This window comes from uncultured Sphingomonas sp., from assembly GCF_936927845.1.
Lineage (GTDB): Bacteria > Pseudomonadota > Alphaproteobacteria > Sphingomonadales > Sphingomonadaceae > Sphingomonas.
On the sequence record NZ_CAKZHV010000068.1, the window covers coordinates 159,056 to 179,953 of the forward strand.

General features: G+C 68.5%; 16 protein-coding genes. 8 read left to right on the top strand and 8 right to left on the bottom strand.

Going from position 1 to position 20,898, the window contains the following annotated elements:
• Positions 1-59: 59 nt before the first annotated feature.
• The 4 genes from lptD (at position 60) to rsmA (ending at position 5,595) form a co-directional block, all read left to right on the top strand.
• Positions 60-2,327 carry an LPS assembly protein LptD gene (lptD, locus tag Q0579_RS16710; protein WP_298814451.1) on the top strand — a complete coding sequence of 756 codons (2,268 nt, stop codon included), beginning with the start codon at positions 60-62 and terminating at the stop codon, positions 2,325-2,327.
• Between the two features lie 76 nt (positions 2,328-2,403).
• The gene (locus tag Q0579_RS16715; protein ID WP_298814453.1) at positions 2,404-3,762 is read left to right on the top strand and encodes a peptidylprolyl isomerase; all 1,359 of its coding nucleotides are present in this window, start codon (positions 2,404-2,406) and stop codon (positions 3,760-3,762) included.
• Positions 3,763-3,769: 7 nt separating this feature from the next.
• Complete coding sequence (gene pdxA / locus Q0579_RS16720; protein WP_298814455.1) at positions 3,770-4,771, top strand: 4-hydroxythreonine-4-phosphate dehydrogenase PdxA; 1,002 nt, start codon at positions 3,770-3,772, stop codon at positions 4,769-4,771.
• Positions 4,768-5,595, top strand: coding sequence for a 16S rRNA (adenine(1518)-N(6)/adenine(1519)-N(6))-dimethyltransferase RsmA (gene rsmA, locus Q0579_RS16725; protein ID WP_298814457.1), 828 nt, complete (start codon positions 4,768-4,770; stop codon positions 5,593-5,595). The genes pdxA and rsmA overlap by 4 nt, the downstream gene beginning before the upstream one ends.
• Positions 5,596-5,622: 27 nt before the next feature.
• On the opposite strand, the gene Q0579_RS16730 is transcribed toward rsmA, so the two are convergent.
• The 3 genes from Q0579_RS16730 to guaB form a co-directional block, all read right to left on the bottom strand.
• Positions 5,623-6,141, bottom strand: a complete 519-nt coding sequence (locus Q0579_RS16730; RefSeq protein ID WP_298814459.1) for a hypothetical protein — start codon at positions 6,139-6,141, stop codon at positions 5,623-5,625.
• Between the two features lie 33 nt (positions 6,142-6,174).
• Positions 6,175-7,350, bottom strand: a complete 1,176-nt coding sequence (locus Q0579_RS16735) for an RsmB/NOP family class I SAM-dependent RNA methyltransferase (protein ID WP_298814462.1) — start codon at positions 7,348-7,350, stop codon at positions 6,175-6,177.
• A 128-nt stretch (positions 7,351-7,478) separates the two neighbouring features.
• Entirely contained in the window at positions 7,479-8,936 is a 1,458-nt protein-coding gene (guaB, locus tag Q0579_RS16740; protein ID WP_298814463.1) for an IMP dehydrogenase, read from the bottom strand.
• Between the two features lie 137 nt (positions 8,937-9,073).
• Here guaB and Q0579_RS16745 point away from each other — a divergent pair, with 137 nt between their 5' ends.
• Both Q0579_RS16745 and Q0579_RS16750 read left to right on the top strand, forming a co-directional pair.
• Positions 9,074-10,102, top strand: a complete 1,029-nt coding sequence (locus tag Q0579_RS16745; RefSeq protein WP_298814465.1) for an SPFH domain-containing protein — start codon at positions 9,074-9,076, stop codon at positions 10,100-10,102.
• Positions 10,099-10,572, top strand: a complete 474-nt coding sequence (locus tag Q0579_RS16750) for an NfeD family protein (protein WP_298814468.1) — start codon at positions 10,099-10,101, stop codon at positions 10,570-10,572. Before Q0579_RS16745 ends, Q0579_RS16750 begins: the two co-directional genes overlap by 4 nt.
• Before the next feature lie 71 nt (positions 10,573-10,643).
• Here the strand turns inward: Q0579_RS16750 and Q0579_RS16755 are convergent, their stop codons facing one another.
• Genes Q0579_RS16755 through Q0579_RS16765 form a run of 3 tightly spaced genes read right to left on the bottom strand, consistent with a single transcriptional unit; the run spans position 10,644 to position 15,258 of the window.
• Positions 10,644-12,488 carry an acetyl/propionyl/methylcrotonyl-CoA carboxylase subunit alpha gene (locus Q0579_RS16755; RefSeq protein ID WP_298814478.1) on the bottom strand — a complete coding sequence of 615 codons (1,845 nt, stop codon included), beginning with the start codon at positions 12,486-12,488 and terminating at the stop codon, positions 10,644-10,646.
• Between the two features lie 5 nt (positions 12,489-12,493).
• Positions 12,494-14,095: a carboxyl transferase domain-containing protein gene (locus Q0579_RS16760; RefSeq protein ID WP_298814480.1), complete on the bottom strand. Its 1,602-nt coding sequence runs from the start codon at positions 14,093-14,095 to the stop codon at positions 12,494-12,496.
• Entirely contained in the window at positions 14,092-15,258 is a 1,167-nt protein-coding gene (locus tag Q0579_RS16765; RefSeq protein ID WP_298814482.1) for an isovaleryl-CoA dehydrogenase, read from the bottom strand. Before Q0579_RS16765 ends, Q0579_RS16760 begins: the two co-directional genes overlap by 4 nt.
• A gap of 85 nt (positions 15,259-15,343) precedes the next feature.
• On the opposite strand from Q0579_RS16765, the gene Q0579_RS16770 reads away from it, so the two are divergent.
• Entirely contained in the window at positions 15,344-16,210 is an 867-nt protein-coding gene (locus Q0579_RS16770; protein ID WP_298814485.1) for a LysR family transcriptional regulator, read from the top strand.
• Here the strand turns inward: Q0579_RS16770 and Q0579_RS16775 are convergent.
• The gene (locus tag Q0579_RS16775; RefSeq protein WP_298814488.1) at positions 16,195-17,394 is read right to left on the bottom strand and encodes a LysR family transcriptional regulator; all 1,200 of its coding nucleotides are present in this window, start codon (positions 17,392-17,394) and stop codon (positions 16,195-16,197) included. The two genes, Q0579_RS16770 and Q0579_RS16775, sit on opposite strands and share 16 nt — an antisense overlap.
• A 121-nt stretch (positions 17,395-17,515) precedes the next feature.
• Between Q0579_RS16775 and Q0579_RS16780 the strand changes: the two genes are divergently transcribed.
• Entirely contained in the window at positions 17,516-19,351 is a 1,836-nt protein-coding gene (locus Q0579_RS16780; protein WP_366522294.1) for a phosphoenolpyruvate carboxykinase (GTP), read from the top strand.
• Between the two features lie 254 nt (positions 19,352-19,605).
• Here Q0579_RS16780 and Q0579_RS16785 read toward each other — a convergent pair whose 3' ends face one another.
• Positions 19,606-20,856 (bottom strand): Xaa-Pro peptidase family protein, encoded by a 1,251-nt coding sequence (locus Q0579_RS16785; protein WP_298814494.1) that lies wholly within the window; start codon positions 20,854-20,856, stop codon positions 19,606-19,608.
• Positions 20,857-20,898: the final 42 nt, after the last annotated feature.

The following is a 20,898-nucleotide window of genomic DNA, read 5'->3' on the forward strand; positions in this document are numbered from 1 at the left end:
CGCATGTGCAGCGCCGTGCTCTTCCGGCCGCTGGCGAGTGATAGCCATACGGGAGCAACGTGACGCGTTCTGATTTCCTCGCCGGGTGCGTGCTGCCGATCGCTGCCCTGTGCGCCACCGCGTCTGCCCCTGCGGCCGCGCAGTCGCTTGCCGACCGCGCGCCGACGCCCGACCCGGCGCTGAGCATCCCGGCCGACGGCGTGCAGACAGCGCCCGCGGCGGGCGACGATCAGGTGCAGTTCAGCTCGTCGTCGCTGGAATACGATTACAACGCCGACATCGTCACCGCACTCGGCGACGTGCGCATGACGCGCAGCGGTGAGAAGCTGCGTGCCGAAAAGGTAGTGTGGAACCGCAAGACTGGTCGCGTCGTCGCGAACGGCAACGTCGCAGTCACCAACCCGCAGGGCGACGTGGCTTACGGCGATTCGATCGAGCTGACCGACACGTTGAAGGACGGCGTGATCGACAATCTGCTCGTCGTGCTGGAACGCGGCGGGCGGCTTGCCGCAGTGGACGGCCGCCGCGACGAGAACGGCACCTATTTCCTCAACCGCGCCGCCTACTCGCCCTGCCCGGTCACCGACGCGAGCGGTTGCCCGAAGGAGCCGACGTGGAAGATCACCGCGGTCCGCGTCACCTATCGCCCCGACAACGATCGCGTCTATTTCGAGGGCGCGCGCTTCAACCTGTTCGGGCTCGCCAGCCCGCGCTTGCCGCGCTTCTCCACCAGCACTGCTGAATCGAACAGCACCGGGCTGCTGACGCCCGGCCTCGGCATCGACCGGCTGAACGGCGGCGAGCTGACGCTGCCGTTCAACATCGCGCTGGGCCAGAACCGCTCGCTGGTGATCGCGCCGCACCTTTTCACCAACGTCGTGCCGCTGCTGGAGGCGCATTACAGCGAGGTGAACACACTCGGCGCCTTCTCGATCGCCGGTTACGCGACATCGGGCCGGCGCAGCGAGGATCTGTCGGCAGGCTTCACCACCGCGACCGAGCGCGCGTTTCGCGGCTATCTCGATGGAACGATGCGGTTCCAGTTCACGCCCGAGTGGAGCCTGTCGGGTTCGCTGCGCCTGTCGACCGACCGCACTTTCACGCGGCGCTATGACATTTCCGACGACGATCGCCTGCGCAGCACCTTCGCGCTCGAGCATATCGACGCCAACAGTTATTTCGCGGTGAGCGGCTGGGCGACGCAAACGCTGCGCGTGGGTGATCGCCAGTCGATGCAGCCGGTGGCGCTGCCCGAGATCGATTATCGCCGCCGCGTACAGGACGTGGCGGGCGGCGTGCTGTCGCTCCAGGCCAACACCCTCGCGATCGGGCGCAAGGCCGGACAAGACACGCAGCGCGCCTTCGCCAGCGCGGAGTGGAACCTGCGCCGCCTGACCAACTGGGGACAGGAGGTCACGCTGACCGCGTTCGCGCGCGGCGACGCCTACAACACCAGCGACACCGAAGCGACCGCAGTGGCCAGCTACCGCGGGCTCGACGGTTTCCAGACGCGCGCGATCGGCGCAGCGGCGATCGACGTCAAATGGCCGTTCATCGGCGAGCTGTTCGGTGGGACGCAGCGCTGGACCCCGCGGGTGCAGATTGTCGCCTCGCCGCATGTCGCCAATCTGCGCGTGCCGAACGAGGATTCGCGCGCGGTCGACCTGGAGGATTCGAACCTTTTCGCGCTTAATCGCTTTCCCGGCTACGATCGCTGGGAGGATTCGTCGCGCATCACCTACGGTGGCGAATGGGCGTTCGATCGCACCGGCCTGTCGATCGATGCAACCATCGGGCAAAGCTACCGCCTGGATTCGCGTCCCACCATCCTACCGAGCGGCACCGGACTGTCGGACAGTTTCTCTGACATCGTCGGGCGCACCAACGTCCGGCTGCGCGACTTCATCACGTTCACGCACCGCTATCGGCTCGACAAGGACAATCTGGCGGTGCGGCGCAACGAGGTCGACGCGACGGTCGGCTCGTACACCACCTATGCCACGGTCGGATATCTGCGGCTCAACCGCAACATCGACCCGATCGTCGGATTGCAGGACCGCGAGGAGGTTCGCTTCGCCGGCCGCGCGGCGTTCGCGCAATTCTGGTCGGTGTTCGGCTCGGCGGTGATCGATCTGACCGACCGCGCCGAGGACGTCTTGTCGTCGAGCAGCGGGTTCGATCCGATCCGCCACCGTTTGGGCGTCGCGTACGAGGACGATTGCCTGGAGCTCGGGCTCACGTGGCGGCGCGATTACCGCACCACCGGCGACATCCGCGCGGGCAACAGCTACCTGTTGACGCTAGCGTTCAAGGGGCTCGGGCGCTAAGCCGGGGTTCAGCAAGGCCGGGGCATGGCTACGGCAGGGCCGCGCGCGGCCATCATGGGAATTTGAGACGCTTGTGATGACGAAGACGAGGGGCGCGCTGCTGACGCGCCGGGCGATGGCATCGCTCCTGGGATTGGCGATCACGGGTGCGGCTGTCGCGCAGACGGTCGACGATCAAACGCTGCCCGACAACACCGGGCTCAACATCCCTGCCAATCTGCAGATCTTCGGCAAGCTCGACCCGAACATCCGCAAGGCGACCGCAATCGTCAATGAAACGGTGATCACCGGCACCGACGTCGACCAGCGCGTGGCGCTGATCGCGGCTGCCAACAATGCGAAGCTGTCGGACGAGGATCGCGAGCGGTTGCGCCTGCAGGTGCTGCGTCAGCTGATCGACGAGACGCTGCAGATCCAGCAGGCGAAAACCGCCGATATCACGGTGTCGAAGGAAGAGATCGATCAGGCGATCGGCCGTGTCGCGCGCCAGTTCAACAAGTCTCCGACCGATTTCGCCGCCTGGTTGCGCGAACAGGGTTCGTCCGATCGCTCGATGCGTCGCCAGATCGAGGGCGAACTCGCCTGGAACCGCTACCTGCGCAAGCGGGTCGAGCCGTTCGTCAACGTCGGCGACGAGGAAGTGAAGGCGATCATCGATCGTCTGCAGGCGGCCAAGGGCACCGAGGAATACCACCTCGCCGAAATCTATCTGCCTGCGAACGTCGATCAGCAGGCGCAGGTGGAAGGACAGGCACGCCAGATCATCGGCGAGATCCAGAAGGCGCAGGCACCGTTCAGCTATTTCGCGCGCAACTATTCCGCCGCGACGACGCGCGCGGTCGGCGGCGATCTCGGCTGGGTACGCGCGGCGCAATTGCCCGAAGCGCTGTCGGCGGCGAGCCAGCAGATGCAGGTCGGCCAGGTGGCCGGGCCAATTCCGATCCCCGGTGGCTTCTCGATCATCTACCTGGTCGACAAGCGGCAGGTGCTGACCGCCGATCCGCGCGACGCGCGGCTCAGCCTGAAGCAGATGACGATCAAGTTCCCGCCGAACACGACGCAGGCGCAGGCAACCGCGCGCACCGCGCAGTTCGCGACCGAAATCCGCAAGCTGCAGGGCTGCGGGTCGGTCGAGAAGGTCGGGCAGGGGCTGAACGCCGAGGTGGTGCAGAACGACACCGTCCGCATCCGCGATCTGCCCGGGCCGCTGCAGGACATCATGCTCAAGCTGCAGGTCGGTCAGGCCTCGCCGCCGTTCGGCTCGCCGAGCGAGGGTGTGCGCACGCTGGTGTTGTGCGGCCGCGACGATCCGGTGTCGGGCCAGCTGCCCGGCGCAGAGCAAATCCAGAATCAGCTCGAGCAGCAGCGCGTCAATCTGCGCGCGCAGCAGGCGCTGCGCGACCTACGGCGCGACGCGGTGATCGACTATCGCTGACGCTGCCGTGACGCCGCTCGTCGTCGCGATGGGCGATCCGGCGGGCGTCGGCCCGGAGACGATCGCCAAGGCGTGGGAAGCGCGCGCGGCGCACGCCTTGCCGCCGTTCGTCGTGGTCGGGGACGCGAATGCCATTGCCGCAGTGTGGCGTGGGCCGATCGCGCGGATCGACGATCTGCGTGACGCGAGCAGCGCCTTCCCCGATGCGTTGCCGGTGATGAGCATCCACGATGCCGGACCGGTCGCGCCGGGACATGCAACTCCCGATGGCGCGCGCGCGGCGTTCCACGCGCTCGAAACCGCGACCGGGCTGGCGCAATCGGGCGCCGCGCGCGCGCTGGTGACGGCGCCGGTCGGCAAGGCGCAATTGTATCACGTCGGCTTCACCCATCCGGGGCAGACCGAGTTCGTTGCCGAGCGCTGCGGTGTGTCGCGCGACAATGCGGTGATGATGCTTGCCGGACCGTCGCTGCGCGTCGTGCCGGTCACGACGCACGTCCCGCTTGCGGAGGTACCCGGCTTGCTGACGGTCGAGCTGATCGTCGCAAAGGCGCGGGTAACGGCGCGCGGGCTCACCAAGAACTTCGGCATCGCGCGACCGCGCCTCGCCTTCGCCGGGCTCAACCCGCATGCCGGGGAGAGCGGTGCGCTCGGCCGCGAGGAGATCGAGGTGATCGAACCCGCGATCGCGCTGCTACGTGCCGAGGGGATCGATGCCGAGGGGCCGCTCGCTGCCGATACGATGTTCCACCCGCGTGCCCGCGCGCGCTACGACGCCGCGGTCTGTCCGTATCACGATCAGGCGCTGGTGCCGATCAAGACGCTGCACTTCGACGAAGGCGTCAACATCACGCTCGGGCTGCCGATCGTCCGTACCTCGCCCGACCACGGCACTGCGTTCGGCATCGCAGGGCAGAACAAGGCGCATCCGGGTGCAATGATCGCGGCGATCGCCATGGCGGACATGGCCGCGACCAATCGGCAGCGTTATGCCGCGGCGTGTACGTGACCGCTCCCGCCGTCGATCTGCCGCCGCTGCGCGACGTGATCGCGCGGTTCGGCCTGAACGCGTCCAAGGCGCTGGGGCAGAATTTCCTGTTCGACGCGCAATTGCTCGGGCGTATCGCACGCATCCCGGGTGATCTCGACGACCGTGAGGTGCTGGAGATCGGGCCGGGTCCGGGCGGTCTGACGCGCGCGCTGTTGGCGACCGGAGCGCGGGTCACCGCGATCGAGCGCGACCGACGGTGTATCCCCGCACTCGCCGAGCTGGAGGCGGCATATCCGGGCAAGCTGCGCGTGATCGAAGGCGACGCGACCGAGATCGACGCGCAATCGCTGTTCGAGGGCAAGCCGCACATCGTCTCCAACCTGCCGTACAATGTCGGCACGCCGTTGCTGGTCGGCTGGCTGTCCGCCGAATGGCAGCCGTGGTGGCAATCGCTGACGCTGATGTTCCAGCGCGAGGTTGCCGATCGCATCGTGGCACCGGTGGCAAGCGACGCCTATGGGCGGCTGGCGGTGTTGTCGCAGTGGCGGTCGGTTGCGAAGCTCGCGATGCCGGTGCACCGCTCCGCCTTCACTCCGCCACCCAAGGTGATGTCGGCGGTGGTGCACATCACCCCGGCAAAGGAACCCGCGGGCGTCCGGCTCGACATGCTGGAGCGCGTCACCGCGGCCGCGTTCGGGCAGCGGCGCAAGATGCTGCGGCAGAGCTTGCGCGGCGTCCCCGGCGCGCTGGATGCGTTGGAGGCCGAGGGGATCGATCCGACGCGGCGTGCGGAGACGGTGTCGGTACCTGAGTTCGTCGCGATCGCGCGACGGCTCAGCTGAGCGACACCGCGACCGAGCCCGGCGGGATCAGTCCTTGGTCACCGTCGTCGTGTTGACGCCGACCTGGGTCGCGACCAGCGCGGTGGCGATCGGTGGCGGGCCCTTGGCGATGCGCGCGGCGAGCGCGGTCGCTTGCGGGCACTGACCCTTGCAGAGCGTGCGGACGCGCGCGAGGTTCTGCTTGGCGCGCTCGACCGCGCCCTTGGCGACCATCGCCTCGCCCTGCCCGCTCAGCGCGTCGACGTCGTTGGGCTCCAGCAACAGCGCCTCGCGGTAGAGGCGGATCGCCTTGCCCGGCAGGCCGCGTGCCTCGGAGACACGGGCCAGCAGGACGAACGCCTGACGGTTGCGAGGATCGGCGGCGAGCGCGGTTTCGAGCAGGTCGGTCGCGCCGTCCAGATTGCCCGCGGCGCGCGCGGCCTCGGCCTCTTTCATGAGCGCGATGCTGCGCGGGTTGATCTGATCGTCGGGCCGCTGGCCATGGAGCGACGTGGAGATGGAGGCCGCTGCCAGCCCGAGCGCGACGGCGACGGAAGTAAAACGCATGATCGGCTCCAGCTTCGGCACTGTTTCAACGAATTAGCATGGTGCCCGCAGGCGTGCGACAAAAAAGCCGTCGCTGCCGTCATGCGCCGGGGTCAGGCGAACACCGTGCCCGTGCGCGCGCCCGAGCGGCAACGACAATCGCTCGGCTTGCCACGCTGGATGCGCGGCGAGAAAGGCGTCGATCTGGTCACGCCCTTCCGCGTCGAGAAGCGAGCAGACGATGTAGACGAGCGCACCGCCGGGCTTCACCAGCGGCGCACCGAGCGCGAGCACGTGGCGCTGCAATCCAACGAAGCGGTCGATCCGCGCCGGGGTCAGTCGCCAGCGCGCCTCCGGATTGCGGCGCCACGTGCCGGTGCCCGAGCATGGCGCATCGATCAGCACCGTGTCGGCTGTTCCAGCGAGCGGCGCGAGTGCGTCGCCCTCACGCCCGGCATCGAGCAGCTGGGTGTCGATGATCGACGCACCCGCTGCCGCGGCGCGAGGTTCGAGCCGGCGCAGACGCGCGCGGTCGACATCGGCGGCGATGATCCGCCCTTCATTCCCCATCGCGGCGGCAAGCGCTAGGCTCTTGCCCCCCGCCCCCGCGCACAGATCGACGATGGTCTGTCCGGGCACGGCCGCCGCCGCAAGCGTCACCGTTTGGCTTCCCGTGTCCTGCACCTCAAGCCGGCCGGTGAAGGCCGTGAGATCGCTGCCGGCGGGCAGCCGTAACGCGTCGGCGAGGCCGGTGATCGGTTGGGCGTCGGTCAGTTCGGGCGCGATCACATCGGGCGCGGTGCGCAGCGTATTGACGCGGATGTCGAGCGGCGCACGGTCGGTCAGCGCGCGCTGCTCGCCTGCGTCGAGCCCGGCGGCGAACAAGCGTTCCAGCAGCCAGGCAGGTGCGATCCCCGGCTCGGCGGTCGGCTCGCCGGAAGTGATCGGCGTGGGCGCGTGGGTCGAGCCATCGAAGGTTGCGGCGATCGCCGGATCGGTCTTGGCAAGCGCGACCATCGCGGCGCGGCCGCTCGCGGGACGCTCACCGAGCAGGCGGATCGCAGCATAGACGAGCTCGCGAACTGCGCGGCGGTCCTTTGATCCGGCATAGCGACGCTGCGCGAAATAGCGCGCGATCAGCGTGTCGGCGGCAGCACCGTTGTCGGCGGCCGCGGCGATGATCGCGTCGAGCAGGTCGATCGCGGCCTGGGTCCGTGCGGCTGGGGTCATCGGCTCACATCCGTCCGGAAGGTCACAAAGGTCGCAGCTCTACGCGTGCTCGCCCGCAGGTGCGCGCAAGGCGGTGCGCGCAACAAGTGCGATGACAGCGTTCGCCGGTGTAGGACAGCGCAGCCGGATCACCGCGTCGGATAATTGGGTGCCTCGCGCGTGATCGTCACGTCGTGGACGTGGCTTTCCTTCAGCCCCGCACCCGTGATGCGGACGAAATTGGCGCGCTGCTGCAGGTCACGGATCGTCGCCGCACCGGTGTAGCCCATTGCCGCCTTGATGCCACCGACGAGCTGATGGATCACGTCGCGTGCCGGGCCCTTGTACGGCACCTGCCCCTCGATCCCCTCGGGCACTAGTTTCAACTGGTCGCGGACCTCGCCCTGGAAATAGCGGTCGGCCGAGCCGCGGCCCATCGCGCCGACGCTTCCCATGCCGCGATAGGATTTGTACGCACGTCCTTGATAAAGGAAGGTTTCGCCCGGCGCTTCCTCGGTGCCGGCGAGCAGCGAGCCGACCATGCAAGTCGCCGCCCCCGCCGCCAGCGCCTTGGCGAGATCCCCCGAGGTGCGCAGCCCACCATCGGCGATGACGGGGACGCCGAGCTTCTCACCGGCTTCCGCGCAGTCCATCACCGCGGTCAGCTGCGGCACGCCGACGCCGGCGACGACGCGGGTGGTGCAAATCGAACCCGGGCCGATCCCGACCTTGATCCCGTCCGCGCCCGCTTCGATCAGCGCGCGCGTCGCCTCGGCCGTGGCGACGTTGCCGGCGATGACCTGAACCGAGTTCGATAACTTCTTCACGCGCTCGACCGCGCGTGCGACGTCGCGGTTGTGACCGTGCGCCGTGTCGATGACGACGAGGTCGCATTCGGCGTCGACCAAGGCCTCGGTCCGCGCGAAACCCTTGTCGCCGACCGTCGTCGCGGCGGCGACGCGCAGCCGGCCGGCGGCGTCCTTGGTCGCGTCCGGATAGGTGACCGCCTTCTCGATGTCCTTGACCGTGATCAGCCCGACGCAGCGATAGGCGTCGTCGACGACCAGCAGCTTCTCGATCCGGCGCTGATGGAGCAGGCGGCGTGCCTCCTCCTGCCCGACGCCTGCCGAGACGGTGGCGAGATTGTCGCGCGTCATCAATTCGGCGACGGGTTGCTTGGGATTTTCGGCGAAGCGCACGTCGCGGTTGGTCAGGATCCCAACGAGCTTGCCGTCCGCCTCGACAACCGGGATGCCGCTGATGCGGTTCGCCGCCATCAGCGCCTGCGCGTCGGCGAGCGTCGCCTGCGGCGTGATGGTGATCGGGTTGACGACCATCCCGCTCTCGAACCGTTTGACCGCGCGGACGGCGGCGACCTGTTCCTCGACGGTCAGGTTGCGGTGTAGCACGCCCATCCCGCCCAATTGGGCCATGACGATCGCCATGTCGGCCTCGGTCACCGTGTCCATCGCCGAGGAGAGCACGGGGATGTTGAGCGCAATGTCGCGCGTCACGCGGGTACGGGTGTCGGCGTCGGTCGGCAGTACCTCGGAAGCCGCCGGCACGAGCAGCACGTCGTCGAAGGTAAGCCCGAGGCGGATATCCATGGGAACGCCGAATCCTGTCGAGGGGGAGGAGTGGCGGGCCATGTAACCGCGTTTGTCCGGTTTCGCTAGGTCCGGGCTGACGGCGGCGCTATGATCGGGGGACACACCCGGTGGGGACTTGGGTGGGGGAGATGGACATGCTGACGACGATTGCCGCGCTGCTGCTCGTGCTGGTGCTGTTTTACCTGATGAGCAGCATCAAGATCGTGCGCCAGGGTTACCAATATACGATCGAGCATTTCGGGCGTTACACCACCACCGCCTCGCCCGGTTTCAACTTCTACCCCGCTTTCTTTTACCGTGTCGGCCGCAAGGTGAACATGATGGAGCAGGTGATCGACATTCCGGGGCAGGAGATCATCACCAAGGACAATGCGATCGTCTCGACCGACGGCGTGGTGTTCTTCCAGGTGCTCGACGCGCCCAAGGCGGCGTATGAGGTATCCGACCTGTACGTCGCGCTGTTGCAGCTCACCACCACCAACCTGCGCACGGTGATGGGGTCGATGGACCTGGACGAGACGCTGTCGAAGCGCGACGAGATCAATGCACGACTGCTATCGGTGGTCGATCACGCGACGGTGCCCTGGGGCGTCAAGATCACGCGCGTCGAGATCAAGGACATCCGCCCGCCCGCCGACATCGTCGCCGCGATGGGACGTCAGATGAAGGCGGAGCGCGAGAAGCGCGCCAATATTCTCGAGGCCGAAGGCAGCCGCGCGTCCGAAATCCTGCGCGCCGAGGGGCAGAAGCAGGCGCGCATCCTGGAGGCCGAGGGGCGGCGCGAATCGGCTTACCGTGACGCGGAGGCACGCGAGCGCGCGGCCGAGGCCGAGGCGCGCGCGACGCAGGTCGTGTCGGAAGCGATCGAAAGTGGGGGTACGCAGTCGCTCAATTACTTCATCGCGCAGAAATACGTCGAGGCAGTGGGCAAGTTCGCGACCAGCCCGAATGCCAAGACGATCCTGTTCCCCGTCGAGGCGACGCAGCTGATCGGGACGCTGGGCGGTATCGGCGAGCTGGCGCGCGATGCCCTGTCGCCGCAGAACCCGACGGGCGCGAAGAAGGACAAACCGGCGCGTGACGCAACCGCGAGCGTGCCCCGGATCGGTGGAGGCGCGGCTGGCGGGAACGCGGCCGGCGGGGACACGGCTGAACAGAAATGAACTGGGGCGACCTGAATGGCGCGGGCGCGTGGCTGATCGCGGCGCTGCTGCTCGGGATCGCCGAGCTGGTCGTGCCCGGCGTGTTCCTCGTCTTCGTCGCGGTGGCGGCGGCGATCGTCGGCGTGGCCCTGCTGGCACTGCCCGACCTGCCGCTCGCCGCGCAGATCGGCGCGTTCGCGGCGTGGAGCGCGGTTACCGTGCTGGTCGGGCGGCGCTGGTATCGCGACTATCCGGTCGAGGGCGACGCGGCTCGGTTGAACGATCCCGCGGCGCGGCTGATCGGCGCGGTGGTGACGGTGGAGCGCGCGATCGAGCATGGCTCGGGGCGCGTGATCCTGGGTGACGGTGTGTGGCCGGCGCGGGGACCCGAGCTGCCCGCGGGGGCGCGTGCGCGGGTGGTGGCGGTCGACGCGGGTGTGCTGGTCGTGGAGCCACTGGACGAGCGAGTCCCCTCGTTACCCCGGACTTGATCCGGGATCCTGCTCCCTAGCTCGGTTCGCCAGAAGAAGCGGGATCCCGGGTCAAGCCCGGGATGACAGGTTCAGCCGGCGACCGCCTCGATCCGCGCCAGCAGCGCGCCCTCGGTCACCTGCCCGCCGGCCTCGGCGTTGAGTTCGGCGACGGTGCCGTCGAACGGCGCGACGAGGCTGTGCTCCATCTTCATCGCCTCAAGCGTCAGCAGCTTCTGCCCCTTGGTGACGCTCGCGCCCGCCGCAACCTCGACAGCGATGACGCGGCCGGGCATCGGCGACAGGATCGCGCCGTCACCTGCCCCACCCGCTGCCGCGCCACTCGCGCGGAACGGGGCGAGCGCCCAGGTCTGCCCGCCCTCGCTGATCAGCACGCTGGTGGTGACCGCTTCCTCCGCCTCCTCGGCGTCGGTGAAGTCGATGTCCACGCCCTCGCCATCGAGCAGGAAACGGGCGGCGCGGCGCGGGCTCGCGTTCAAGCGGAAGCCGGCGAGCAGCGCGGGACCGGCGAGTTCGGCAGCGGCGGCGGTCAGCGCTTCCTCGCTCGGATAGGCGGGCGGCATCAGCGCGTCGCCCTCGCGCGCGATCAACCCGGTGTCGACGCGGCCGGCGGCGAAATCGGGATGGTCGAGCGCCTCGACCAGGAAGCCCGCGTTGGAGCGGACCGGCCACACCACCGCCTCGTCGAGCGCGTCGGCGAGCCGCTCGCGCGCGTCCTCGCGCGTTTCGCCGTGCGCGGTCAGCTTGGCGATCATCGGATCGTAGAAGGGCGAGATGACGCTGCCCTGCTCGACGCCGGTGTCGACGCGGACGTCATTGCCGAGGTCGAACGCCTCCAGCGTGCCGATCGAAGGCAGGAAGCCCTTGGCCGGATCCTCGGCGTAGAGCCGCGCCTCGATCGCATGACCGGTGATGGTGAACTCGTCCTGCGTGCAAGGCAGCGGCTCGCCGCTCGCGACGCGGAGCTGCCATTCGACCAGGTCCTGCCCGGTGATCGCCTCGGTCACCGGATGCTCGACCTGAAGGCGGGTGTTCATCTCCATGAACCAGATGCGATCGGCGCGCAGGCCCTCGCTCGCGTCCGCGATGAACTCGATCGTGCCCGCGCCGACGTAATCGACCGCATGCGCCGCCTTGACCGCCGCGGCGCAGACCGCGGCGCGGGTCGCCTCGTCCATGCCGGGTGCGGGCGCTTCCTCGATCACCTTCTGGTGGCGGCGCTGGAGCGAGCAGTCGCGCTCGAACAGGTGAACGACGTGGCCGTGGCGGTCGCCGAACACCTGCACCTCGATGTGGCGCGGGCTCTGGATGTATTTCTCGATCAGCACGCGGTCGTCGCCGAACGAGGATGCCGCCTCGCGCTGGCACGATTGCAGCGCGTCGGCGAAGGCGGCGGCGTCGCCGACCTGCCGCATCCCCTTGCCGCCGCCGCCCGCGACCGCCTTGATGAGTACGGGGTAGCCGATCGCGTCCGCCTCGGCGCGCAGCCGCTCGGGCGACTGGTCGGCGCCGAGGTAGCCGGGCGTGACAGGCACGCCCGCTGCGATCATCCGCCCCTTGGCGGCGTCCTTCAGCCCCATCGCGCGGATGCTATCCGGGTTGGGTCCGACCCAGACGAGCCCGGCATCGAGCACGGCCTGTGCGAAATCCGCGTTCTCGGACAAGAAGCCGTAGCCGGGGTGGATCGCCTCCGCGCCCGTCTCGCGCGCGGCGGCGATGATCCGCTCGCCGACGAGATAGCTCTCGCGCGCCGGCGATGGGCCGATGTGGACCGCCTCGTCGGCCAGCCGTGCATGAAGCGCATCGGCGTCGGCATCGGAATATACCGCGACCGTACGGATGCCGAGCGCGCGCGCGGTGCGAATGATGCGGCAGGCGATCTCGCCGCGATTGGCGATGAGGAGCGATTGGATCATCTGGGTCACATCCGGAACACGCCGAAGCGGGGTGCCTGCTCGACGGGGGCGTTGAGACAGGCGGTGAGCGCGAGGCCGAGCACGTCGCGGGTCTGCGCCGGGTCGATCATGCCATCGTCCCACAGACGCGCGGTGGCGTAATAGGGATTGCCCTCGTTCTCGTACTTCTGCCGCACCGGCGCCTTGAATGCCTCGGCCTGTTCGGGCGTCCAGCTATCGGCGTCGCGGTGAACGGTCGCGAGCACGCTCGCGGCCTGTTCGCCGCCCATCACGCTGATGCGGCTGTTGGGCCAGCTGAACAGGAACCGGGGAGAATAAGCACGACCGCACATGCCGTAATTACCCGCGCCGAAGCTGCCGCCGATCAGGATCGTGATCTTCGGCACGCTGGCGGTCGCGACCGCGGTGACGAGCTTCGCGCCATGCTTGGCGATGCCTTCCGCCTCGTAGCGGCCGCCGACCATGAAGCCTGAGATATTCTGGAGGAACAAGAGCGGCACGCGCCGCTGGCAGGCGAGCTCGATGAAATGCGCGCCCTTCTGCGCCGACTCGCTGAACAGCACGCCATTGTTGGCGAGGATCGCGACCGGCATTCCGTGGATATGCGCAAAGCCGCAGACGAGGCTGGTGCCGTACAGCGCCTTGAACTCGTGGAACTCCGATGCATCGACCAGCCGCGCGATAACCTCGTGCACGTCGTACGGCGCGCGCACTTCCTGCGGGACGATGCCGTAGAGATCGTCGGCGGGGAATGCGGGCTCGCGCGGCTCGGCGAGGTTAATCGTCGGTGCGGGCGGCGGGGGCAGCGTCGACACGATGTCGCGCACGATCGTGAGCGCGTGATCGTCGTTCTCGGCGACGTGATCGACCACGCCCGAGCGGCGGCCGTGCGTTTCCGCACCACCCAGTTCCTCGGCCGAGATGACCTCGCCCGTTGCCGCCTTCACCAAGGGCGGGCCGGCGAGGAAGATCGTGCCCTGGTTGCGCACGATCACCGTCTCGTCGCTCATCGCGGGGACGTAGGCGCCACCCGCGGTGCAGCTGCCCATCACGCAGGCGATCTGCGGGATCTGCAGCGCCGACATGTTCGCCTGGTTGAAGAAAATGCGCCCGAAATGCTCGCGATCGGGGAACACCTCGGCCTGGTGCGGCAGGTTGGCGCCGCCCGAATCGACGAGGTAGATGCAGGGCAGCCGGTTTTCCTGCGCAATCTCCTGCGCGCGAAGGTGCTTCTTGACGGTCAGCGGATAATAGGTGCCGCCCTTCACGGTCGCATCGTTGCACACGATCATGACCTGCCGCCCCGACACGGTGCCGATGCCGCAGATCAGCCCGGCGCCCGGCACCTGATCATCGTAGAGGCCGTTCGCGGCGAGCTGTCCGATTTCGAGGAACGCGGTGCCGGGGTCGAGCAGCCGCTCGACGCGGTCGCGGGGGAGCAGCTTGCCGCGCGCGGTGTGGCGATCGCGCGCGCGCTGGTCGCCGCCGAGTGCAGCCCGGGCGACACGGTCACGCAGTTCCTCTGCGAGCGCGCGATTGTGCGTAGCGTTCGCCTGAAAGGTCGCGTCGGGGTGCGACAGCTTGGTGTCGAGGCGAGCCGCGCTCATTGCGCGACCGGCGGGTTGTGACCGATCAATTCGCGACCGATCAGCATGCGGCGGATCTCGTTGGTGCCGGCACCAATGTCGAGCAGCTTGGCATCGCGCAGGAATCGCTCGACCGGCCAGTCCTTGGTATAGCCCGCACCACCCAGCGCCTGCACCGCCTCGCCCGCGACCTTGAACGCGCTCTCGCTGGCGAGCAGGATCGCACCCGCCGCGTCGAAGCGCGTCGTCTTGCCCGCGTCGCACGCCTGCGCGACCGCGTAGACGTAGGCACGCGCGGAGTTGAGCGCGACGTACATGTCGGCGATCTTCGCCTGCATCAATTGAAACGCGCCAACCGGCTGACCGAACTGCTGCCGCTCGCGCACGTAAGGCAGCACGACGTCGAGGCACGCCTGCATCACGCCCAACTGGATGCCTGCGAGCACGGTACGCTCATAATCGAGCCCGCTCATCAGCACACCGACGCCGCCGTTCAGCGGCCCCATCACGTTCTCGTCGGGCACCTCGCAGTCGGTGAAGACGAGCTCGGCGGTGGGCGAGCCGCGCATCCCCATTTTGTCGATCTTCTGCCCGATCGCGAAGCCGGGCATATCCTTCTCGATCAGGAAGGTGGTGATGCCGCGCGACCCCTCGCCCGTCTTGGCATAGACGACGAGCGTGTCGGCGTAGGGCGCGTTGGTGATCCAGAACTTCGTGCCGTTCAGGACGTAGCCGCCCTGCACCTTCTCCGCGCGCAGCCTCATCGAGACGACGTCGGAGCCGGCATTCGCCTCCGACATGGCGAGGCTGCCGACGTGTTCGCCGCTGATCAGCTTGGGCAAATATTTCGCCTTCTGCTCAGGATTGGCCCAGCGGCGGATCTGGTTGACGCACAGGTTGGAATGCGCGCCGTAGCTGAGGCCGATCGAGGCGGACGCGCGCGCGACCTCCTCTTGCGCGACGACGTGTTCGAGATAGCCGAGGCCGAGCCCGCCATCCTCCTCGTCGACGGTAATGCCGTGGAGGCCGAGCTCACCCATCGCGGGCCACAGCTCATCGCGCGGGAACCAGTCGTCGGCGTCGATCTTGGCGGCCAGCGGCGCGATCCTGTCGGTCGCGAACCGGCGGGTGGTGTCGCGGATCATCTCGGCATTGTCGCCGAGCGCGAAGTCCATTTCTGCCACGGGTCTCTCCTTTGCCCGCCGTGTACCAGCCGCGTGATGCGCGCGCAAAATTGAAGTTTCGGGGCTTACATCATAGACGGCGTCTATGATCGACCGTTACCACCTGCGTTATTTCCTGGCGGTGATCGACCACGGCAATTTCTCGCGCGCGGCGGACGCGTGCAACGTGTCGCAGCCGACGCTGTCGGTCGGCGTCGCCAAGCTGGAGAAGACGCTCGGTCAGCCGCTGTTCCGGCGCAGCAATCGCCGCGTCGAGTTGACGCAGGCCGGCACCCTGCTTGCCGAGCAGGCGCGGCGGATCGAGGCGGGCTTCCTGGCGGCCGAGCGCATCGTCGGCGATAGCACGTCGGCGGAGACGATCCGGCTGGGCGTGCTCGGCACGGTGGCGCCGGGCTGGATCGAGCGACTGCTGCGCGCGCACCGACTGTCGGGCGGCGAGCGGCTGGAATTGTACGAGGGGCGCGAGCGCGAGTTGAGCGATCGGCTGGCGAGCGGGCGGATCGACGTGGCGCTGACGATCGTGCGCGCCGGAATCGGACCGCACGACGCGGTGGCCGAGGAAGGCTATGCGATGGCGCTGCCCGCGTTTCACCCGCTCGCGGGACGCGCGAGCGTCGCGGCGGAGGAACTGGCGAGCGAGGCGATGATCGTGCGGCGGCACTGCGAAGTGCTGGCCGACACCAGCCGCCATTTCACCGCGCGCGGAGTGCGCCCGTTCTTCGCCGCGCGCACCGCGAACGACGAGCGCGCGCTGCGTTACGTGCGCGAAGGGTTGGGCGTGACGCTGGTGCCGGAAAGTTTCGCCGGTGACGGGATGGCTTGTCCGCGGCTCGACGGGTTCGATCTGACGCGCACATTGGGTCTGGTCTACGCGCCGCATCGCGACGCCGCGGCGCTGCGCGGAAGCGCGCTGGTGCGCGCCGTCGAGGGGCTCAGTCAGTCGCCCGGCTGAGTGCGCCCGACGGTTGCGTGGTGGCGCAGCACCGCCATGAACTGCTCCTGGAGCGCGGTCGGGTACCAGTCGCGCCGCGTGATCGCGCCGATGGTGCGCATTGTGTCGGGCACGCACGACTGGATCGTGACGAGCGAGCCCGACTCGATCTCGGCGCTCACCTGATCGGGGGAGAGCAGCGTGAGAAAGTCGCTGCGGACCAGGACGCCGCGGATCAGCGCGACCGAGCCGCACTGGATCGGTGCATCGGGGCGCGGCTTGTCAGCATGGTCGAACATCTGCTGCCAGCGGTCGAGCAGCCCGGAGGCGCGGCGCGCGACGATCCAGGGGTAAGCGGCGAGGTCCTCGAACCCCGCCTCTCGGGTCGCCAGCGGATGTTCGGCGCGGCCGATGATCGTCAAGCGATCGGTGAACAACGGCTCTTGGAGCAGCTCGCGCCCGGGATGGTCGCGCAGCGCGCCGATCAGCATGTCGATCCGGCCCGATCGCAACAGCTCGACGAGTTCGAGGTAGGACCCCTCCACTACGTCGACGCGCGCGGCGGGATGATCGCGCAGCAGATCGGCGAGCGTGGCGGGCAGCAGCAGCGAGCGCGACAGCGCCATCGCGCCGATCGCGAGGCGGCCGCCCTTCCCGCTCGATTCCTCCAGCGCGGTGGTGAGTTCGGCGTGCGCGAGGTTGAACCCTTGCGCGAGGGTCGCGCCCGCGCGGGTCAGGCCGACGCCGCGGCCGCGGCGCTCGACCAATGCGGTTCCGCTCAGTTGTTCGAGGTCGCGAACTGCGCGGTGGAGCGCGGGGACCGAGACGCCCGCGCATTCGGCCGCGCGCATGAAACTGCCGGCTTCGGCAAGGTTGATGAGGCCGCGGACGTGCGCGGTGGTAACGTAATTGTGTGGGTCGCCCTTCTGCGGCGTCGCGCTCGATCGGCGGAATGCGCGCGAGATGCGGGTCAGCGCGTGTTCGACGCGACGGACAATGCGCCGCCCCGCCGCGGTCGGCGACACGCCTGAGGCGGTGCGATCGAACAAAGCTACGCCGAACGCCGCCTCCAGCTTGGCGAGCGCCTGGCTGAGTGCGGGCTGCGACACGCCCGAGGCGCGCGCGGCGTGGCTGAGGCTGCCGGCCTGCGCAATGCCGAGCAGGAGGCGCAGGTGACGCAGGTTGAGGTCGTGCGCGGCTGTCATCGTTGTCCTTTAACGCAGGCTTATACCATTCCGGTATTCAGATTTGAACAAGGGTCCGCTCCAGCTTTAACGTTGCACAATATTGCCCGTGAACGGGCGGAGAGGGACACGATCGATGCTGATGCAACCCGCCGTCGCGACGACGAGCAACTCGGGCACCCCGCCGACCAGCCACCGCGCGCTGATCGAATGGGTCGAGCAGATCGCGGCGCACACGCAGCCCGACGCCATCCACTGGTGTGACGGCTCGCAGGCCGAGTGGGACGCCTTGTCCGAGCAATTGGTGCAGGCGGGCACGCTGGTGCGGTTAAACCCCGAACTGCGCCCCGACAGCTTCTACGCGCGGTCCGACCCGCGTGACGTGGCGCGGGTCGAGAGCCGCACCTTCATCTGCTCGGACGCGGAGGCTGATGCCGGGCCCACCAACAATTGGGTCGAGCCCGCGGAGATGCGCGGCAAGTTGGACGGGCTGTTCGCGGGCAGCATGCGCGGACGCACGATGTACGTCGTTCCTTATTGCATGGGTCCGATCGGGTCGGACAAGAGCGCGATCGGCGTCGAGCTGACCGACAGCGCCTACGTGGTTCTTTCCATGCGCATTATGACTCGCATGGGCACGCCCGCGCTCGAGATGCTGGGCGAGGACGGTTTCTTCGTGCGCTGCGTCCACACGGTGGGCATGCCGCTGGCCGACGGTCAGGCGGACGTGGCGTGGCCGTGCAACGAGGAGAAGTGGATCGTCCACTTTCCCGAGACGCGCGAGATCTGGTCCTACGGGTCGGGCTATGGCGGCAATGCTTTGCTCGGCAAGAAATGCTTCGCGCTCAGAATCGCGAGCGTGATGGCGCGCGACGAGGGTTGGCTCGCCGAGCATATGCTGATCCTGAAGCTGACCAACCCGGCGGGCCGCGCGCATTACGTCGCCGCCGCCTTCCCCAGCGCGTGCGGCAAGACCAACCTCGCGATGCTGGAGCCGACGGTACCGGGCTGGAAGGCCGAGACGGTCGGCGACGATATCGCCTGGATGCGGTTCGGCAAAGACGGGCGGCTCTACGCGATCAACCCGGAAGCAGGCTTCTTCGGCGTGGCGCCGGGCACGGGTCCGGCGACCAACAAGAACGCGATCGATACGCTGTCGGGCACGTGCATCTTCACCAACACCGCGCTGACCGCCGACGGCGACGTGTGGTGGGAGGGCCTGTCGGAGATGCCGCCCGAGGGGCTGACCGACTGGACTGGCGAGCCCTACGATCCCGCGAGCGGCAAGCCCGCTGCGCACCCCAACGCGCGCTTCACCGCGCCCGCCGCGCAATGCCCGTCGATCGCCGACGAGTGGCAGTCGCCCGAAGGCGTGCCGATCAGCGCGTTCCTGTTCGGTGGCCGCCGCGCGAGCGCGGTGCCGCTGGCGGTCGAGGCGTTCGACTGGGAGCACGGCGTCTATATGGCGGCGAACATCGCGTCCGAGGGCACGGCGGCGGCCGAGGGCAAGGTCGGCGCGCTGCGCCGCGATCCGTTCGCGATGCTGCCGTTCTGCGGCTACAACATGGGCGATTACTTCAACCATTGGGTGAAGATCGGCGCCAAGGCGCAGTCGGACGCCGCGGTCCTGCCACGCATCTTCATGGTCAACTGGTTTCGCAAGGACGAGAACGGCAAGTTCGTCTGGCCGGGCTTCGGCGAGAACTCACGCGTGCTGAAGTGGATCGTCGAGCGGATCGAGGGCGAGGCGGACGCGGTCGAGACGCCGATCGGTTACCTGCCGACGGCGGACGCGCTCGACGTGGCCGCACTCGATCTGTCGCCGAGCGCGGTCGAGACGTTGCTGTCGGTCGACCCGGCCGTGTGGAGTGAGGAGGCCGCGCGTAATCGCACCTTCCTGGAAGAGTTCGGCGCGCCGATCCCGCCCGCGCTGATGCGGCAGCAGCAGGCGCTCGAAGATCGGCTGGCGACCGCCTGATCGATCATGACTCCGGCGGTTTCACGGCCGCCGTCGATGCGGCGCTCGCACGGAACTCCCCCGCGCGGGCGCCGCTGGCGTTTGGGTACGGGATGAGGACTGCTAGTCGCGACGATCGGTTGTCGCTGGTGTAAGCAGAAGAAGCGGGATGCCGGGCCAGGGCCGGGATGCCGTGGTTGCTATGATACGATCGGGCCGGCTCTGTCGGTACCAGCTACCCAATCCATCATTTCGGCTTTGAGCCGAGCGAAGGATTACACCGGACGGTCGATCGACGCGGGCGGCTCGCTGAACCACTTTGGCCCCGCCTCTGTCATGTGGAAACAATCTTCCAGCCGGACGCCGAACTTGCCGGGCAGGTAGAGGCCGGGTTCGTCCGAGAAGCACATACCGGGAGCGAGCGCCGTCGCCTCGCCGCGGACGAGGTTGACCGGCTCGTGCCCTTCCATGCCGATGCCGTGCCCGGTGCGGTGCGACAGGCCGGGCAGGCGGTAGCCGAGGCCGTAACCGAGCGACTCGTAGTAGCGGCGTACCGCATCGTCGACGCTGCCGGCGGGCGCACCGAGTTTCGCCGCCGCGAATGCCACCTGCTGCCCGCGCGCGACCTGATCCCAGACACGGCGCACCTCTGCACTCGGTGTACCAACGACGAAGGTGCGCGAGACGTCGGACTGGTAACCCTGCACCGTGCAGCCGCAGTCCATCAGCACCACATCGCCGCGCGCGATCCGGCGCGGGGCAGTGCCGCCGTGCGGCAGCGCCGCGTCGGGGCCGACCAGCGCCATCGAGAATTCAGGCGCGCCACCGAGCTTGCGCGTTGCCGCGTCCATCAGCGCGCCGACGTCGCGGCCGGTCATGCCGGGCTCGACGCGGGGGTAGACCCAGCGATAGGCGGCGATCGTCACGTCGGTCGCCGCCTGCATCAGCGCGATCTCGGTGGGCGACTTGACCATGCGGCAGGCGCGCACGAGACGATCGGCGCTGACCAGCCGCACGTCCGGCAACGCCGCGCGCAGGCGATCGGTCGCGAAGAAGCGGACGTTCGCCTCCACACCGATCGGCCGCCGGTCTAGGCGGCGATCGCGCAGGAAGCCTGCGACCACGCGCAGCGGGTCCTCGTCCTCGTTCCATGTCCGGACCTCGGCGGGCACCGACAGGCTGAGGCGCACCGACGGTTCCTCGAAGAACGGCGTGACGATGCACGGCTCGCCCTCGACCGGAAGGATCGCGCAGGTCAGCCGCTCCGACAGATGCCAGCGCACGCCGGTGAAGTAGATCATCGAAGCGCCGGGTTCGATCAGCACCGCGCCGACACCGTTCGCCTTCATCAGCGCCTGCACCCGCGACAGGCGCCGTGCGCGCTCGGCCGGGTCGATCGGGCGCGTGTTGCCGGTCAGGTCGCGCAGCGCCGCCAGATCGGGCTCGGCAGCGCGCAGCACGCCCGAGGCGAGCGGCAGGACAGCGGCGGCGGCGAGGACGTTGCGGCGCGTGAAGGAGGTCGGCATAGGCGCGGGACGTTAGGGCGCTTGACGCAAGCGCCGCAATCC

Bases quoted from the DNA above. Each gene is read 5' to 3' on its own strand.
- Q0579_RS16750 (WP_298814468.1), top strand. From the start codon at position 10,099: ATGAACTGGGGCGACCTGAATGGCGCGGGCGCGTGGCTGATCGCGGCG.
- guaB (WP_298814463.1), bottom strand. From the start codon at position 8,936: ATGGATATCCGCCTCGGGCTTACCTTCGACGACGTGCTGCTCGTGCCG.
- Q0579_RS16715 (WP_298814453.1), top strand. From the start codon at position 2,404: ATGACGAAGACGAGGGGCGCGCTGCTGACGCGCCGGGCGATGGCATCG.
- Q0579_RS16780 (WP_366522294.1), top strand. From the start codon at position 17,516: ATGCAACCCGCCGTCGCGACGACGAGCAACTCGGGCACCCCGCCGACC.
- Q0579_RS16775 (WP_298814488.1), bottom strand. From the start codon at position 17,394: ATGACAGCCGCGCACGACCTCAACCTGCGTCACCTGCGCCTCCTGCTC.
- Q0579_RS16745 (WP_298814465.1), top strand. From the start codon at position 9,074: ATGCTGACGACGATTGCCGCGCTGCTGCTCGTGCTGGTGCTGTTTTAC.
- Q0579_RS16770 (WP_298814485.1), top strand. From the start codon at position 15,344: ATGATCGACCGTTACCACCTGCGTTATTTCCTGGCGGTGATCGACCAC.
- Q0579_RS16760 (WP_298814480.1), bottom strand. From the start codon at position 14,095: ATGAGCGCGGCTCGCCTCGACACCAAGCTGTCGCACCCCGACGCGACC.
- Q0579_RS16785 (WP_298814494.1), bottom strand. From the start codon at position 20,856: ATGCCGACCTCCTTCACGCGCCGCAACGTCCTCGCCGCCGCCGCTGTC.
- Q0579_RS16730 (WP_298814459.1), bottom strand. From the start codon at position 6,141: ATGCGTTTTACTTCCGTCGCCGTCGCGCTCGGGCTGGCAGCGGCCTCC.
- Q0579_RS16735 (WP_298814462.1), bottom strand. From the start codon at position 7,350: ATGACCCCAGCCGCACGGACCCAGGCCGCGATCGACCTGCTCGACGCG.
- Q0579_RS16755 (WP_298814478.1), bottom strand. From the start codon at position 12,488: ATGATCCAATCGCTCCTCATCGCCAATCGCGGCGAGATCGCCTGCCGC.